At 40.1% G+C, this 15,487-nt stretch carries 16 protein-coding genes; 11 read left to right on the top strand and 5 right to left on the bottom strand.

Going from position 1 to position 15,487, the window contains the following annotated elements; all coding sequences use genetic code 11:
- Nucleotides 1-105: 105 nt before the first annotated feature.
- Nucleotides 106-1,218 (bottom strand): energy transducer TonB, encoded by a 1,113-nt coding sequence (locus ATS71_RS10790; RefSeq protein WP_058404833.1) that lies wholly within the window; start codon nucleotides 1,216-1,218, stop codon nucleotides 106-108.
- Nucleotides 1,219-1,761: 543 nt separating this feature from the next.
- On the opposite strand from ATS71_RS10790, the gene ATS71_RS10785 reads away from it, so the two are divergent.
- The 6 genes from ATS71_RS10785 to csrA all read left to right on the top strand — a co-directional run bounded on the left by ATS71_RS10785 (nucleotide 1,762) and on the right by csrA (nucleotide 7,830).
- On the top strand, nucleotides 1,762-2,385 hold the full coding sequence (locus ATS71_RS10785) for a GTP cyclohydrolase II (RefSeq protein WP_006794352.1): 624 nt from the start codon (nucleotides 1,762-1,764) through the stop codon (nucleotides 2,383-2,385).
- A gap of 77 nt (nucleotides 2,386-2,462) precedes the next feature.
- On the top strand, nucleotides 2,463-3,251 hold the full coding sequence (locus ATS71_RS10780) for a BPSS1780 family membrane protein (RefSeq protein ID WP_058404832.1): 789 nt from the start codon (nucleotides 2,463-2,465) through the stop codon (nucleotides 3,249-3,251).
- Nucleotides 3,251-3,703: a regulatory protein RecX gene (locus ATS71_RS10775; protein ID WP_006794350.1), complete on the top strand. Its 453-nt coding sequence runs from the start codon at nucleotides 3,251-3,253 to the stop codon at nucleotides 3,701-3,703. The genes ATS71_RS10780 and ATS71_RS10775 overlap by 1 nt, the downstream gene beginning before the upstream one ends.
- A 19-nt stretch (nucleotides 3,704-3,722) precedes the next feature.
- Nucleotides 3,723-6,323, top strand: coding sequence for an alanine--tRNA ligase (alaS, locus tag ATS71_RS10770; RefSeq protein ID WP_058404831.1), 2,601 nt, complete (start codon nucleotides 3,723-3,725; stop codon nucleotides 6,321-6,323).
- 6 nt (nucleotides 6,324-6,329) lie between these two features.
- The gene (locus ATS71_RS10765; RefSeq protein WP_058404830.1) at nucleotides 6,330-7,538 is read left to right on the top strand and encodes an aspartate kinase; all 1,209 of its coding nucleotides are present in this window, start codon (nucleotides 6,330-6,332) and stop codon (nucleotides 7,536-7,538) included.
- Between the two features lie 100 nt (nucleotides 7,539-7,638).
- Nucleotides 7,639-7,830, top strand: coding sequence for a carbon storage regulator CsrA (csrA, locus tag ATS71_RS10760; RefSeq protein ID WP_004587515.1), 192 nt, complete (start codon nucleotides 7,639-7,641; stop codon nucleotides 7,828-7,830).
- A gap of 51 nt (nucleotides 7,831-7,881) precedes the next feature.
- Here csrA and ATS71_RS10755 read toward each other — a convergent pair whose 3' ends face one another.
- The 3 genes from ATS71_RS10755 to ATS71_RS18455 all read right to left on the bottom strand — a co-directional run bounded on the left by ATS71_RS10755 (nucleotide 7,882) and on the right by ATS71_RS18455 (nucleotide 8,899).
- Entirely contained in the window at nucleotides 7,882-8,349 is a 468-nt protein-coding gene (locus tag ATS71_RS10755; RefSeq protein ID WP_058404829.1) for a YcxB family protein, read from the bottom strand.
- A gap of 133 nt (nucleotides 8,350-8,482) precedes the next feature.
- Nucleotides 8,483-8,674 carry a hypothetical protein gene (locus tag ATS71_RS10750; protein ID WP_006794346.1) on the bottom strand — a complete coding sequence of 64 codons (192 nt, stop codon included), beginning with the start codon at nucleotides 8,672-8,674 and terminating at the stop codon, nucleotides 8,483-8,485.
- Nucleotides 8,675-8,725: 51 nt separating this feature from the next.
- Nucleotides 8,726-8,899 carry a DUF1328 family protein gene (locus tag ATS71_RS18455; RefSeq protein ID WP_006794345.1) on the bottom strand — a complete coding sequence of 58 codons (174 nt, stop codon included), beginning with the start codon at nucleotides 8,897-8,899 and terminating at the stop codon, nucleotides 8,726-8,728.
- 523 nt (nucleotides 8,900-9,422) lie between these two features.
- On the opposite strand from ATS71_RS18455, the gene ATS71_RS10745 reads away from it, so the two are divergent.
- The 5 genes from ATS71_RS10745 to ATS71_RS18700 all read left to right on the top strand — a co-directional run bounded on the left by ATS71_RS10745 (nucleotide 9,423) and on the right by ATS71_RS18700 (nucleotide 13,903).
- On the top strand, nucleotides 9,423-9,668 hold the full coding sequence (locus ATS71_RS10745; protein ID WP_058404828.1) for an OadG family protein: 246 nt from the start codon (nucleotides 9,423-9,425) through the stop codon (nucleotides 9,666-9,668).
- Between the two features lie 9 nt (nucleotides 9,669-9,677).
- Nucleotides 9,678-11,459 carry a sodium-extruding oxaloacetate decarboxylase subunit alpha gene (gene oadA / locus ATS71_RS10740; RefSeq protein ID WP_058404827.1) on the top strand — a complete coding sequence of 594 codons (1,782 nt, stop codon included), beginning with the start codon at nucleotides 9,678-9,680 and terminating at the stop codon, nucleotides 11,457-11,459.
- Nucleotides 11,460-11,472: 13 nt separating this feature from the next.
- On the top strand, nucleotides 11,473-12,603 hold the full coding sequence (locus ATS71_RS10735; RefSeq protein ID WP_058404826.1) for a sodium ion-translocating decarboxylase subunit beta: 1,131 nt from the start codon (nucleotides 11,473-11,475) through the stop codon (nucleotides 12,601-12,603).
- Nucleotides 12,604-12,742: 139 nt separating this feature from the next.
- Nucleotides 12,743-13,714: an aldo/keto reductase gene (locus ATS71_RS10730; RefSeq protein ID WP_058404825.1), complete on the top strand. Its 972-nt coding sequence runs from the start codon at nucleotides 12,743-12,745 to the stop codon at nucleotides 13,712-13,714.
- A gap of 12 nt (nucleotides 13,715-13,726) precedes the next feature.
- Nucleotides 13,727-13,903 carry a hypothetical protein gene (locus ATS71_RS18700; protein WP_201020869.1) on the top strand — a complete coding sequence of 59 codons (177 nt, stop codon included), beginning with the start codon at nucleotides 13,727-13,729 and terminating at the stop codon, nucleotides 13,901-13,903.
- A gap of 152 nt (nucleotides 13,904-14,055) precedes the next feature.
- Here ATS71_RS18700 and ATS71_RS10725 read toward each other — a convergent pair whose 3' ends face one another.
- Nucleotides 14,056-15,369 carry a peptidoglycan DD-metalloendopeptidase family protein gene (locus tag ATS71_RS10725; RefSeq protein ID WP_058404824.1) on the bottom strand — a complete coding sequence of 438 codons (1,314 nt, stop codon included), beginning with the start codon at nucleotides 15,367-15,369 and terminating at the stop codon, nucleotides 14,056-14,058.
- Between the last annotated feature and the right edge of the window lie 118 nt (nucleotides 15,370-15,487).

Genomic DNA, 15,487 nt, shown 5'->3' with positions numbered 1-15,487 from the left:
CTATTCGTATCAGTTACGAATTTTAGGACGCCGTAAACTAAAACAACACTAAAACAATACAAAAATAAAAGGCGCTAAATAGCGCCTTTTGCATTTGTAAAACCGCTAGCGGTTTATTTTAAAATCTATTTGCACCTGAGTGCTTGCTACTACAGGGCTTCCGTTTTCAAACTTGGGTGCGTAACGCCATTTTTTAAGTGCCTCTAGTGCTGACTTTTCAAATGCGTGGCCACCTTCTGAGCTTATTACTGATGAGTTTTTTACAAAACCCGCGGTGTCTACATCAAACTTAAGAACAACAATACCATCTGTATTTTGGCGGGCTTTGTTTATTGGGTACTCAGGTGGTTGGCGATAAACCGGTGTTTGTTCTTGTGAATCTTTCCATGGCACCATTTCAGCAATGGCTAAACAATGTTTAGTTGCTTGCTCGCTTTGACCTGTTTTTTCGTAAAGGTTTACAAGTTTTGAGTGCGCGGTAAGTTCGGCGTTATGATCAAAGCTTAGGTTGCTATCGAATACCGAAACAACATGGTTTAGACGCTCAATCGCTTTTTTATATTTTTTCTTACTTTGCGCAAACGAGGCGACTAAAAAGTCTGCTTTGATTCGCTCAACCGTGTTTTCGTCTAAATTTTCACGGTAGTACTCATCGGCTTCGGTTAGCCATTTTTGGGCTGCACGAAATTTTTTATGTGCAAACTTACTTGCTAACAACGACGCGGCTTCAAATTGCATATCGGCAACAAACTTTGGTTTATTTTGTGCTTTAGCAATGTCTATTATGCGTTCGAGATGATCTTCTGCCAAAGACGCTGATTTAGCATTTTCGGCTTTCCCTAAAAGTGCGTCGAGTGTTTGTATTGAATTTTTGCCGTGGTTATCAGCTAAAATTGTATAGGCTTGTGAGTAAAGGCTGTAACGCTGTTGCCTGATGTTTTTTTTGCTGCTTGTTGTGCTTGGCGGTGTAATGGCTTTAGCATAATTAATAGCAAGGTTTGCTGTGTTGTCGCTTTTATCACCGTAAAAATTAAGCCCTGTGATGTAAGCCTGTTTTGCGGCTTGCTCAATATTGTGTTTTGTTTCTACAGCGTTTAGGTAGCTCTGGTAAGCAGTTGAAAATGCGGCTTTAGCGTTATCAGCTTGGCTAGCAAGTACATTATTTGTAAAGGCAGATAAACTTAATCCAACAAGTAGAGCAAGGTGTTGTGGCTTCATAATGATCCTTATTAATTGTGAACCTGAACGTTGAATAGTAACGCATTTTTAAATCGCTATTTTAGCGTTAGCTGCATTAAATTTAATTGAATAGGCATGTAAAATTACGAATAATCTAATTAAAAGTAATTTACTACACATGATAACTGTTGTCATTGTATAGGTACAAAAGCCACTGTTATATGCTGATTTAATGTGTTTTTTAATTAGCATGAACGCTGGAACAGAGACTTACTAACGTATTGAATAATGGTGATATTTAAATTTTATTTTTCTAGTCAGAGATTTTCAATGAAACAAGGCGAATTTACGCGTAAATAGCAGGCCTATTGCAAGTAAATTCAACGCAGTTAGCGCTAAAATAGCTGCTAAAGATAGGTTTATTATTCAGAGTTCAGGTTAATTAGGTTTAATCATTGAAAACAGGGGCTGTCGTCGCCATATAATTGCGATAAACAGTGTTGTACTACGATCTAATTTTACTCTTTTGTGATATTATCACTTTATTGTCGTGTCGTAGTTATTTAAATATTTGGATTTGTCGTGGCGCAAGTAAGAGCAAGAGTCCAGCTAAATGTTGGCAAAAACAGTGATATCCCTGCAGAAATAGTGTCATTTACTGACCTAAAAGATGGTCAAGAACATATTGCTATGGTGTTTAATAACGCAGATACCGAGCAAGATGTACCCCTTATTCGTATGCATTCGGAGTGTTTAACGGGGGATGTATTTCATTCATCACGTTGTGATTGCGGCGAACAGTTAAACGAATGTATTGAAATGATGCATGAGCAAGGCGGTATTTTGTTGTATTTACGCCAAGAAGGCCGTGGTATTGGTTTATACAATAAAATTGATGCTTATGTACTGCAATCGCAAGGTATGAATACCTATGAGGCCAATAATCATTTAGGTTTTGCAGATGACTTACGCGACTTTTCTGATGCGGTATTAATGCTTAATGCGCTTAACTTAAAGCACGTTAAATTAATGACCAACAACCCTAAAAAGCTCAATGCCTTAAAAGATGCGGGTATTGAAGTTGATACGGTTATTGGTACACACGCACACATAAAAGCGGGTGTAGCAGGTAATAAAGCCTACTTAGAAACCAAAATAAAGCATGGCGCACATATGCTAGATATTAAAAAAATTAAAAAACCTTAATATTACTGATCTGCCCCTGTGATCCCACCCAACGCCAAGTTATACTTGGCGTGTTTCGTTATAAATTAAGAGCAAGTATGTCTACACAATTACGAGTATTTAAAGCAGATGCCGGGCTAAAGTGGTTAAAAGCGGGGTGGCTTATTTTTAAAACCCAGCCAATGACGTTTATTTTTATGCATTTATTTATTGGCATTGTGGGCTTACTGTCGTTGTTTTTACCTTTACTCCAAGTGGTTGCTGCACTGGCTACGCCTTTTTTAACTGCTGGCTTTTACCAAGCGGTGCTGACCAAGCAGCAAGGCGGCAAAATTATGTTGGCTGACATCCTTAAGCCATTTTCAGCTAAAGGCAACCGTTTAGGTTTGGTACGTTTGGCGTTATACCAAATGGGGGCGGGTATTTTAATGGCGTTATTAGCAAACGGTTTATTTGCCGATGCCGTAGCAATTATGAGCCAGCCAGGGCTTGAGCCTCAGGCTGCACTTGAGCAAACTCTTGCGAGTATTTCGGGTGCGAGTGTTATTTTATTTTTTATGGCCATGCTTATTTATTTAACAGCTTTTGCCTATGCGGTACCGCTTGTTTATTTTAATAAAGAGCAACGTATTTTAACGGCGCTTAAGCAATCGCTTATGGTTTTTTATCATAATTTGTTTCCGCTAAGTGTTTTTGGTGTTATTTGCGTACTATTTATGGCGGTTTCTATGTTCTTATCGTTCTTACCACTGTTGATTTTAATGCCGATTTGCTACATTAGTTTTTTTGTTTCTTATCAGGCGATTTTTATGCCGATTGTCCCGCCAAGTGACGACAAAAATGTTAAGCCACTTAGCAGTGAAACAAGCGGACGCTTTGACGCTTAATGGATGATAAGTTAAAACAAAAATTAAAAAATTATGTACTTTGGTTACTCGGACGCCAAGAATACTCGCGCCGTGAGTTAACCTTTAAATTACAGCAAAAAGAAGCCACAGATGAGTTTATCGAAAACTTGCTTGATTGGTGCGAAAAGCACAATTTTATAAACGAGCAACGTTACTGTGAAGGCTTTGTAAGAAAACACATTTTTAAATGCCATGGGCTTAAGCGAATTCAAAGCGAGGCTATGGGCAAAGGGATTGACCGTTCGCTACTCGAAAGGGTAGTTGAAGAGCTTGAAATAGACTGGTTTGAGCTTGCGCAGGATGCGTACAACAAAAAATATTCAAATACACCGGCAAACCTCGACTACAAAGACAAGGCCAAGCGCGTGCGCTACTTAATGTATCGAGGTTTTAGCTATGAACAAATCGATTTTGCAATGCAATCACAGTAAATACAGGTGAGATTTTCACATGCAGCACATGACTACCGCACAAATTAGGCAACAGTTTTTAGACTTTTTTGCCAGCAAACAACACCAAGTTGTACCTTCAAGCTCACTTATTCCGGGTAACGATGCCACGTTATTGTTTAACAATGCCGGTATGGTGCAATTTAAAGATGTATTTTTAGGCGCTGAATCTCGCCCATATACACGTGCAACAAGCTCACAGCGTTGTGTACGTGCTGGTGGTAAACATAACGATTTAGAAAACGTGGGTTACACGGCGCGCCACCACACATTTTTTGAAATGTTAGGTAACTTCAGTTTTGGTGACTACTTTAAGCAAGAGGCTATTAAGTTTGCGTGGGAGTTTTTAACTGAGGTTGTTAAATTACCTCAAGAAAAACTGCTTGTTACTATTTATCATGATGATGAAGAAGCGTTTGAGTACTGGTCAAAAGATATTGGTTTAAGTGAAGATCGCATTATTCGTATTGCTACTTCAGACAACTTTTGGTCAATGGGCGATACAGGCCCGTGTGGTCCGTGTTCTGAGATATTTTACGATCATGGTGAGCATATTTGGGGTGGTCCTCCAGGCTCTCCAGAGGAAGACGGTGACCGTTTTATCGAAATTTGGAACCTAGTATTTATGCAGTACAACCGTCAAAGTGACGGTACTATGGAGCCACTACCTAAGCAATCTGTAGATACGGGCATGGGGCTTGAGCGTATTTCTGCTATTTTGCAGGGCGTGCATTCAAACTACGAAATCGATTTATTCCAAGGCTTAATTGCAGCAGCTGCAAGTGTCACTAACGCGCAAGATATGGACGATAAGTCACTTCGCGTAGTAGCCGATCATATTCGTTCGTGTGCATTTTTAATTTCAGATGGTGTTATGCCATCTAACGAAGGCCGTGGTTACGTGCTTCGTCGTATTATTCGCCGTGCAGTTCGCCATGGTAATAAGCTTGGCGCACAAGGCGCGTTTTTCTTTAAATTAGTTGCTGCACTTATTGAGCAAATGGGTCAAGCGTACCCTGAGCTTGCTAAGCAACAAGAAATTATCGAAAAAGTATTACGCATTGAAGAAGAGCAATTTGGTAAAACACTTGAGCGTGGCTTAGCTATTTTAGAAGAAAGCTTAAGTGACCTTAAAGGCGATGTGATCCCAGGCGATTTAGTATTTAAACTTTACGATACCTATGGTTTCCCTGCCGATTTAACAGCCGATGTTGCGCGTGAACGCCAAATGACGATTGATCATAAAGGCTTTGAAGAATGCATGGCTGTACAGCGTAAAACTGCACAGCAAGCGGGTAAATTTGGTGCCGATTACAACGAGCAATTAAAATCAGATAAACACACTGACTTTAAAGGCTACGACAGCACGCATTATAGTGCGACAGTGGTTGAAGTGTTTGCTGGTGGTGAGGCCGTACAGTTATTAGAAGATGGCCAAGAAGGTATTGTTGTACTAGACCGCACACCGTTTTACGCAGAATCTGGCGGCCAAACGGGCGATACCGGTACAATTATAGTTGCTGGTGGCGAGTTTAATGTGACTAACACCACTAAATTGGGTAATGCATTTGCGCACCACGGTAAAGTACAAGGCCGTATTGGTATTAACGATAAAGTGGATGCCACTATTGATGACGCACGCCGTGATCGTATTAAGAAAAACCATACAGCTACGCATATTTTACATGAAGCATTACGCCAGTTATTAGGTGAACATGTAAGCCAAAAAGGCTCGTTAGTTCAAGCGGATCGTTTACGATTTGATTTCTCGCACTTTGAAGCCGTTACTAAAGACGAGCTACGTGATATTGAGCGTGTAGTTAACGACGAAATTCGCCGTAACTTTGCACTTAACACTGAGCTTATGGCTATTGATGATGCTAAAGCGAAAGGTGCTATGGCGCTGTTTGGCGAAAAGTATGACGACGAAGTACGCGTAGTAACCATTGGTGATTACTCAATTGAGCTTTGTGGTGGTACACACGTTGAGCGTGCGGGTGATATTGGCTTATTCAAAATTGTATCTGAAAGCGGTATTGCTGCCGGTGTTCGCCGTATAGAGGCAGTAACTGGCGCAGATGCAGTTGCTTATGTAAGTGAGCAAGAGCAACAGCTTAGCGATGTAGCAGCGCTTGTGAAAGGCGATAGCGCATCAGTACTTGAAAAAGTAACAGCATTACTTGAGAAGTCTAAAGGCCTTGAAAAGCAAATTGCTCAGCTTAACGACAAGTTAGCGAGCGCTGCAGGTGCGTCTTTACTTGATTCGATTGTAGAAATTAATGGCGTTAAGCTATTGGTTGCAAACGTTGAAGGTACTGAGTCTAAAGCGCTTCGTGGTATGGTTGATGACCTTAAAAACAAGATTGGCTCAGGTGTTATTGCCCTCGGTGTTGCCAGCGGCGAAAAAGTAAGCCTAATTGCCGGTGTGACTAAAGACTTAACTGGTAAAGTAAAAGCCGGTGATTTAGTTAACCACATGGCCGGCCAAGTAGGCGGTAAAGGTGGCGGCCGTCCTGATATGGCACAAGCCGGTGGTTCTGAGCCACAAAACCTTGCTGCTGCACTTGATAGCGTTACTGCTTGGTTAACTGAGCGTACTTAAGCCTAAGTGGCGTTAATTGTACAAAAGTATGGCGGCACGTCGGTTGGTTCAATAGAGCGAATAGAAGCGGTCGCCGACCTTGTTGTTAAAACTAGGCAACAAGGTCATCAAGTGGTTGTGGTTCTCTCGGCTATGTCGGGAGAAACCAACCGCTTAATTAATCTTGCCAAACAAATAGATTCCCGTCCAAGCAACCGAGAACTCGACGTGCTAATTAGTACCGGCGAGCAAGTATCGGTTTCGTTATTGGCTATGGCTATAATCAAACGCGGCCACTCAGCCGTAAGCCTATTGGCCGATCAAGTTAATATTCAAACCGATAATATGTTTGGTAGAGCCCGCATTACAGACATTGCAGCTACACGTTTAAAGCATGAGCTTGAGCATAACCGTATTGCTATTATTGCCGGGTTTCAGGGGCGTGATGTTGAAGGCAATATAACAACCCTTGGCAGAGGCGGTACTGATACGTCGGCGGTAGAAATAGCTGCGGCTATAAAAGCCGACGAATGTCAGATCTATACCGATGTTGACGGCGTATATACTACAGATCCTCGGATTGAACCTAACGCACGAAGAATGAGTAAAGTGACCTTTGCTGAAATGCTAGATTTGGCAAGCTTAGGTGCTAAAGTATTGCATATTCGTTCTGTTGAGGCGGCGGGTAAACACAATGTTCCACTAAGGGTGCTTTCGAGCTTTAATCCCGATGAAGGGACATTGATTACGTTTGAGGAAAACGACATGCCAAGTAAAGTTGTTTCGGGTATTGCATTTAACGCAGATGAGTGCTTAATTAAGGTACAGGGTGTACATAGTGGCACTCAAAATCTTGTAAAAATATTGAAACTTTTTGCTGATAACGGCATCGAAATAGATATGATTAATCAAGTTAATCATATCTTTGAAAAAATAGACTATGCTTTTACTGTACACTCGAATGACTACCTGCAAGCACTTGAATTACTAACCGAGAAAAAGGTGTCCTTAGGTGCTGAAAATATAAGCGGGATAACAACCATAGCAAAAGTATCTGCTGTTGGTATGGGCATGAAATCGCACTGGGGTGTCGCTAGTTTATTTTTTGATGCATTGGCGCAGGAAAATATTAACGTGGTTTTAGTGTCTACTTCAGAGATTAAAATCTCTGTTTTAATAGATGAAAAGTACCTTGAGTTGGCGGTTCGTGCATTACACAAAGCATTTTTAACGTAAAGTAGATAGATAGTGAGTTTTTACTTACTTTTTAGTCTATTTTTCATTAATATGGATAAGCGGAATCTTATAATTTTAATTGGAACATGGGAGCAAGAGAATGCTAATACTAACTCGTAGAGTAGGTGAAACCCTTATGATCGGTGACGAAGTAACAGTGACCGTTTTAGGTGTTAAAGGAAATCAAGTTCGAATTGGTGTAAACGCACCAAAAGACGTATCAGTGCATCGTGAAGAAATTTACATGCGTATACAAGCTGAAAAGTCTAACCCTAATCCGGGCAATGCTTAATCAACACGTATACCTAGCTAAATAAATTATTTAGTTAAGTCAAAAAGCCACTCATTGAGTGGCTTTTTTGTTTATAAAATCGAGCATTTCATCTGTGAGTATTTGCTTTGAAATATATTGCAGGCTGTTTTTATTTTTAATTAACACGCCCCGTGGCGTTTCAATTACCTCAGCGATGTCTTGCCAAGCTAGTTGGTAGCTTTTGTAATGGTTTGCCGATTTAATGCCTTCATCATCAAAAGTGAGTGTAACCTCAGAACCTGATGCTCGGCTAAACATTTGTCTGGTCACCCACCATGGCCTGCGGTAATAAAAAGCAACGCATTCAAGCACAGCAACCATGATCAAAAATGTTCCTAAATAATGATCAGCTAAACCGTAAATGCTAAATAAACCAAGCGAGACTAACAGTACCAGTAAAAAGTACTTAGGTTGTGCGCGTTTGCTGTAAGGAAGTGACTCGTCAAAGCATTCGTAAAAGTAGGGTTTATCAAGTGTGTAGGTGGTTGAAAATGACATAGTGCCTTGCTTTAAAAATCGTTTTATATATTTTAGCAAGTTCGCTTATAAATGAGCAGCTTTATAATGCGTGCATTTATTTTAGGCACAAAAAAACGGCTTAAGAGCCGTTTTTTTAATAATATACTAACGATTAACAGTTAGTTTCTTCAGCGTTTACGCCTTCTTTCACTTCTTCGCACGTATCTTCAACAGAATTTTGTACATCTGTTACTACTTCATCGATACGTTCACCGGCTTCTTCTGCGTTGTTATCTTGACAACCCATGATGAAAAAACTTGCGAAAAGACCAATTAGTGCTGCTTTTAAAGTTGTAGAGTTCATAATGTAATTCCTTGTAAATAAATAAAATTGTAGTGTTAGTTGAGTATATGCCTACCTGGGCGATTTACCACGTAGCGCACCCGAAACTAACGAAATAACTAAAAGTACTATAAAAATAAAGAATATAATTTTTGCTATACCAGCTGCGGCACCTGCTATGCCACCAAAACCCAACACTGCAGCGATTAAAGCAATAACTAAAAATGTGATTGTCCAGCGTAACATTGTTTTCTCCTTGGTTATCAAATTTGTACACAATAGTTAATGCCAGTACTGTGCCATAATGTATTTTTGTTTTATATCAGTATCTTGCGTGTTTTTGTTTGTTTTTTGACTTTGTTAAATTGGTAACTTTTACGTTGGGTTGTGTAACTTATTCACACACAAGTATAGGTTGCAATTTAAAGATGCTTAAAAAAGCCTCTCTTGGTAAGACCAATTAACAAGTTTGTTTTTTTCTACACATTATGAGTGATTTTAGGTTCAGTAAAGTACGGGGAATTCGGCTTTGTTAAAAATTCAGCTATAGCTTATAAATATAGTGAGTATTTTTTGTGTGTATTATGGGGTGTTGATGGGTAAGGGTTTTTACTCTGGTTAATAAATTTGGTTATATGTTATTTTTATTTTAATTGGTTTTACCAATTTACAATGGCTAGACAAAGATATTTGTTTTGTTATTATCTAGTGAATAAATATTTAACTAAATCGACTTTTTATTTTCGATATGGGTTTCAAGGGGAGAAAAATGGATATAGGTGCTGTACTTACAACCGCTGGTAGCTTAATGCTGACAGGTATGGTTGGAGTGTTTGTCTTTCTTTCGATATTAATTGGCGCAGTTACAATAATGTCTAACTTAGTGGCGCGTTTTAGCCCTGCTGAAGTTGCGACTCCAGTTAAGTCACCATCGTTTAAATCTCAAGGTGTGCCAAATGAGCACATCGCTGCTATTAGTGCTGCCATTGCTCAGTACAAATCAAATAACAAATAAGGGGCACACATGGCTAAATTAAAATTAACAGAATTGGTTCTTCGTGATGCGCATCAGTCATTACTTGCCACGCGTATGCGCTTAGATGACATGCTACCGATTGCAAGTAAATTAGATGATGCAGGTTACTGGTCAATTGAATCGTGGGGCGGTGCGACCTTTGATTCTTGTATTCGTTATTTAGGTGAAGATCCGTGGGAACGTATTCGTGCGCTTAAAAAAGCGATGCCAAATACTAAGCAGCAAATGCTATTACGCGGTCAAAACTTATTAGGTTACCGCCATTATGCTGACGATGTTGTTGAAAAGTTTGTTGAGCGCGCACACAAAAACGGTGTTGATGTGTTTCGTATTTTTGATGCAATGAATGATGTACGTAACCTAGAAACAGCCATTAAAGCGGCTGTTAAGGTAGGTGCTCATGCTCAAGGTACTATTTCGTATACGGTAAGCCCTGTTCATACACTTGATATGTGGTTAACGCTAGCCAAGCAATTAGAAGGGCTGGGTTGTCATTCAATTTGTATTAAAGATATGGCGGGTTTGTTAAAGCCATATGACGCAGAAGAGCTTATAAAAGCGCTGAAAGAAACAGTGTCGATTCCAATTGCTATGCAATGCCATGCTACAACAGGTTTAAGTACTGCTACGTACCAAAAAGCGATTGATGCAGGTATTGATATGCTTGATACCGCTATCTCGTCTATGAGTATGACTTACGGTCACTCAGCAACAGAAACCATTGTAGCAATTGTTGAAGGTACAGCGCGAGATACTGAGCTTGACTTAAACCAACTTGAAGAAATTGCAGCTTACTTTAGAGATGTTCGTAAAAAATATGCAGCGTTTGAAGGGAGTTTAAAAGGCGTAGATGGACGTATTTTACTCGCTCAAGTACCAGGTGGCATGTTAACTAACATGGAAAACCAACTTAAAGAGCAAGGTGCCGCTGATAAGCTTAACGAAGTACTACTTGAAATACCGCGTGTACGCGAAGACTTAGGCTTTATTCCTCTTGTTACACCAACATCACAAATTGTGGGTACTCAAGCTGTACTTAATGTGCTGACAGGTGAGCGTTATAAAACTATCACTAAAGAAACCGCAGGCGTTTTAAAAGGCGAATATGGTTTAACACCAGCTCCAATGAATAAAGAGCTGCAAGAGCGCGTACTCAATGGCAGCGACGTTATTACGTGTCGCCCTGCTGATAACATTGCTCCTGAGCTGGAAACACTTGAAGCTGAGCTATTAAAAGAAGCACAAGAGCAAGGTTTAACGCTTGCTGAGGATAAAATAGACGACGTACTTACTTATGCGTTATTCCCACAGGTTGGTTTAAAATTCATCAAAAACCGTAATAATCCTGATGCATTTGAACCGGTACCAAGCGAAGAAAATAACACAAGTAAATCGCCAGCCAAGTCATCAGCAAGTAGTAACAGTGTTAAGGCTGAGCAATACAGCGTTAAGGTAGACGGTAAAGTTTACGACGTTGTCGTAGCGCAAGGCGGTGAACTTAAAGAGGTCACATTAAAAGATTCAGAGCATTTACCTCAGTCTGCTTCAGTGGCTTCGGGTGAAACGCTAAATGCACCTTTAGCAGGTAATATTTTTAAAGTTAAAGTGAAAGCGGGTCAGGTTGTAAACGAAGGTGATGTTGTTGTGATTATGGAAGCCATGAAAATGGAAACTGAAGTACGTGCAATGCATACAGGTACAATTGCTGAAGTGCTTGTGTCTGAAGGTGACTCAGTGACCACCGGTGACGCAATTATTGCGTTGGCTTAAGGAGGTCGTATAAATGGAAGGTCTTTTAAACCTTTGGCATGCAACAGGTCTTGCTAACTTTACGTTTCCTGGCTTGATAATGATTGCAGTAGGCTGTTTGTTATTGTTTTTAGCGATATCTAAAAACTTTGAGCCTCTGCTTTTATTACCAATTGGCTTTGGCGCGATATTAACTAATATTCCGGTTGCTGGTATGTCTGACCCAGGCGGGCTTTTGTACTCAGTTTACTATGTGGGTATAGATACCGGGATTTTTCCGCTATTAATATTTATGGGGGTTGGTGCATTAACTGACTTTAGTGCGCTAATAGCAAACCCACGTATGTTATTGCTGGGGGCTGCGGCTCAGTTTGGTATTTTTGCGACCTTGTTTGGTGCAATTTTACTTAACTTCATACCTGGTTTTGAGTTTTCGCTTCAAGATGCATCAGCTATTGCTATTATTGGCGGGGCTGATGGCCCAACGGCAATATTTTTAGCCTCAAAGCTAGCGCCTGATTTATTAGGGGCAATTGCAGTGGCTGCTTACTCTTACATGGCACTAGTACCAATAATTCAGCCTCCTATTATGCGTGCACTTACAACGCCTGAAGAGCGCCAAATAAAAATGCCTGAGCTACGTAAAGTATCTAAAAAGGAAAAAATTATTTTTCCACTTATGGTACTCACTGCAACCGCGATGTTTTTACCAGCAGCAATTCCGCTAGTAGGTATGTTCTGTTTAGGTAATTTAATGCGTGAGTCGGGTGTTGTTGACCGTTTAAGTAACAGTGCGCAAAACGAAATTATCAACATAACGACCATATTTTTAGGGTTAGCGGTTGGTTCTAAGCTTGCAGCAGATGATTTCTTAACGCTAGAAACCATTGGTATTTTAGTGTTGGGCGCCCTTGCTTTTGGTATTGGTACAGCGTCAGGTGTATTTATGGCTAAAGGCTTAAATAAAATATCTAAAACACCTATTAACCCGTTAATTGGTGCCGCTGGTGTATCAGCTGTTCCTATGGCTGCTCGCGTAGTAAATAAAGTGGGACTTGAAAATAACCCACATAACTTTTTACTTATGCACGCAATGGGCCCTAATGTGGCGGGCGTGTTAGGCAGTGCGGTTGCTGCAGGTATTTTGTTGGCACTTGTTGGCTAAATTGATTTTAGATTTCAACCAACCATTGAGCGCAGTTTACTGCGCTTTTTTTTGCCCTGAATTTCTGTTCGTTAATGGTTTCTTGTTTTAAGTTTTTTGTTTAAAGTGGTGGTTCTTCGCAATTTTAAGGATAGTCATTATGCTTCACACTCCATTGGCTCACTATTTACCTAATGTTAGTAAACTTGTATTTGGATGTATGGGGTTGGGAGGCGGTTGGAATAAAGACCCAATTACCAGCGCACATCTTAAACAAACCCACGAATGCATTGATAACGCGATTGAAGGCGGCATTAATTTTTTTGATCATGCAGATATATACACTTTTGGTAAAGCAGAACAGGTATTTGGTCAGGCACTCAGTGAGCGACCAGAACTTAGAGAGCACATGTACATTCAGTCAAAATGCGGAATAAAATTTGCTGACGACCAGGGCCCTAAGCGCTATGACTTTTCAGCAGATTGGATTGAGCAGTCGGTAGAAAACTCACTTAAGCGATTAAATACGCAATACCTTGATGTACTAATGCTACATCGTCCAGACCCATTAATGGAAGTTGATGAAGTTGCTCGTGTATTTAGCTGTTTAAAAGAAAGTGGCAAAGTAAAACATTTTGCCGTATCAAACATGCAGCAACACCAAATCAACTTTTTACAGCATGCCCTTGATATGCCGATTGTTGCTAATCAAATAGAGGCCAGTTTGCAAAAACATCAATTTATAGACGAAGGTCTGTATGTTGGTAACAGCGACGGTAAAGACATTAACTTTACGCCCGGTAGCATTGAATACTGCCGCAGCTTTGATATTCAAATACAGAGTTGGGGTAGCTTGTGCCAAGGTTTATATACCGGTGGCGATTTATCAAAGGCGTCGCAAGCCGATATCAACACAAGTATTTTAGTAAATAAACTTGCTGCAATTTATGGTACCTCTGCTGAGGCAATTGTACTTGCGTGGCTGCTGCGCCACCCTGCATCGATTCAACCCATTATTGGCACCACTAACGCTAAGCGTATAAACGCATCGTGTGAGGCTATTAATGTTCATTTAAGCCGAGAGCATTGGTATGCCCTATATGAAAGCGCTAAAGGCTGTGAAGTGCCATAAAGAGGGTTTTTAATGAACGTAATTATTATTTTAGTGTGTTTATTTGTAGCGTTGGTAATACTGATCCCATTACTTGAAAAGTACCAAAGCAAAATGGGGCTTGAGGGGGCGGCAAAATACAGTAAATATATTTGGCCATTAGTGATGGGCTCTTTAGTTATTCAACTTATTTATGTATTAATGAATTAGGTGTGTAAAGCTATTAATATAAAATTAAGATGCAAAGCCTTTAATGTAGAACGGCTCTATGTGAGCTAACCAACTTATTTTTAAAATAAAAACACTAAAAAAGCCCTTGCAGGCTAAACCTGCAAGGGCTTTTTAATAAATTAATAACGCGGTTACTTAAGTGCTAGTTGTAATTCGCGATTACGCTCTAATTGAGCAATAAAGTTTTCGGCAATAGGTTTAAATCTAGCAAGCTCAGAGCGGGGGAGTGGCTCAGACTTTGGTAATTTAACCGTTTTAGGATTACGGTGAACACCGTTAACCAAAAACTCATAATGTAAATGCGCGCCAGTCACTCGACCTGTAGCACCTACAGTACCAATTTTGTCACCTTGTTTTACTTTTTGACCTGTTCTAACAAGCTTTTTGTTAAGGTGTAAATACTTGGTGACATACTGTGTACCGTGGCTAATAAATACGTAGTTACCATTGTACTTACTGTAACCTGCCTTAACCACTTTACCATTACCCGATGCAACAACGGGTGTGCCAGTACGTGCAGCGTAATCAATACCGCGGTGTGCTTTTACCTGCCCTGTAACTGGGTGTAAGCGACGCGGGTTAAAACTCGAGCTTATATATTTAAAATTAACGGGGGCACGTAAAAATGCTTTTTTCATACTACGGCCTTCGGGGGTATAAAAATTGCCGTCGGTGTGTCGAATTGCTGTAAAGCGTTGCCCTTGGTTAATGAACTCAGCTGCTATAATTTTACCGGTACCAATAAATTCGCCTTCAACATAGTGAGATTCATAAATTAAACCAAATTGATCGTTTTTACGAATGTCGTTAGCAAAGTCCACATCCCAACCAAAAATATCAGCAAAGTTCATGATTTGGCGCTCGCTTAAACCCGCTGCAATTGCAGAAGTCCAAAAGCTGCTAGAAATTTCACCGCCAGCTGTTTTGGTCAGCGTTTCTATTTCTTTGCTATCTATAGATGTATTGTAGTTACCTTCGTCATCTAGAGTTACATACAACGTATCTGTTTTAGAAATAACGTAACGCAATTGCGCAAGTGTGCCATCTTTGCCGGTTGCAAAGCTCAGTACTTCGCCTGGGTGAATTTTAGTTAGCTTGCGAGTTTCTGCGTTAGTGTTAATTAGCTTATGTAGCGTTTGCGCTGAAAAGCCCGCGCGTTTAAATATAATTGCTAAGTTGTCGCCCGTTTTTACTTGGTGGTCGACTAAATCGTATTCTGGAAGTTTTTCGGCTGTTTGCTCTGAATTTAACTCGGTTAATTTTTCGTTGTCATCAACTTTAACTTGAAGCTCGTAGCGCTTGCCAATCTCTAATGCATTTGCATTGTTGTCTTTAGACGCGGTTGCTTTCTCAGATGGAAGAAACGTCAAGGCGGCAATAGCAGAAACCAAACATAAGATAAGCAATTTGTGTTTTTTGGGGAGGGTATTAACCACGTGAACCATAACGTGCCTTTTTCTGCTGTCAAGATAATAAATACATAATATTGCAGGATATACCTAATATTGTGCGAATACCAGTGCTTTGTAGATTTTAAATCGCGCTGAATTACGCTAAAATCGG

The sequence above is a fragment of the Pseudoalteromonas sp. H71 genome, assembly GCF_001468485.1.
Lineage (GTDB): Bacteria > Pseudomonadota > Gammaproteobacteria > Enterobacterales > Alteromonadaceae > Pseudoalteromonas.
Note: the sequence above shows the minus strand (reverse complement) of the source record. Positions and strands in the feature narration are given on the sequence as shown.

Coding starts and splice junctions, on each gene's coding strand:
- ATS71_RS10780 (WP_058404832.1), top strand. CDS start 2,463: ATGTCTACACAATTACGAGTATTTAAAGCAGATGCCGGGCTAAAGTGG.
- oadA (WP_058404827.1), top strand. CDS start 9,678: ATGGCTAAATTAAAATTAACAGAATTGGTTCTTCGTGATGCGCATCAG.
- ATS71_RS10730 (WP_058404825.1), top strand. CDS start 12,743: ATGCTTCACACTCCATTGGCTCACTATTTACCTAATGTTAGTAAACTT.
- ATS71_RS10755 (WP_058404829.1), bottom strand. CDS start 8,349: ATGTCATTTTCAACCACCTACACACTTGATAAACCCTACTTTTACGAA.
- ATS71_RS10725 (WP_058404824.1), bottom strand. CDS start 15,369: ATGGTTCACGTGGTTAATACCCTCCCCAAAAAACACAAATTGCTTATC.
- ATS71_RS10735 (WP_058404826.1), top strand. CDS start 11,473: ATGGAAGGTCTTTTAAACCTTTGGCATGCAACAGGTCTTGCTAACTTT.
- ATS71_RS18700 (WP_201020869.1), top strand. CDS start 13,727: ATGAACGTAATTATTATTTTAGTGTGTTTATTTGTAGCGTTGGTAATA.
- ATS71_RS10750 (WP_006794346.1), bottom strand. CDS start 8,674: ATGAACTCTACAACTTTAAAAGCAGCACTAATTGGTCTTTTCGCAAGT.
- ATS71_RS18455 (WP_006794345.1), bottom strand. CDS start 8,899: ATGTTACGCTGGACAATCACATTTTTAGTTATTGCTTTAATCGCTGCA.
- ATS71_RS10790 (WP_058404833.1), bottom strand. CDS start 1,218: ATGAAGCCACAACACCTTGCTCTACTTGTTGGATTAAGTTTATCTGCC.
- alaS (WP_058404831.1), top strand. CDS start 3,723: ATGCAGCACATGACTACCGCACAAATTAGGCAACAGTTTTTAGACTTT.
- ATS71_RS10745 (WP_058404828.1), top strand. CDS start 9,423: ATGGATATAGGTGCTGTACTTACAACCGCTGGTAGCTTAATGCTGACA.
- csrA (WP_004587515.1), top strand. CDS start 7,639: ATGCTAATACTAACTCGTAGAGTAGGTGAAACCCTTATGATCGGTGAC.
- ATS71_RS10775 (WP_006794350.1), top strand. CDS start 3,251: ATGGATGATAAGTTAAAACAAAAATTAAAAAATTATGTACTTTGGTTA.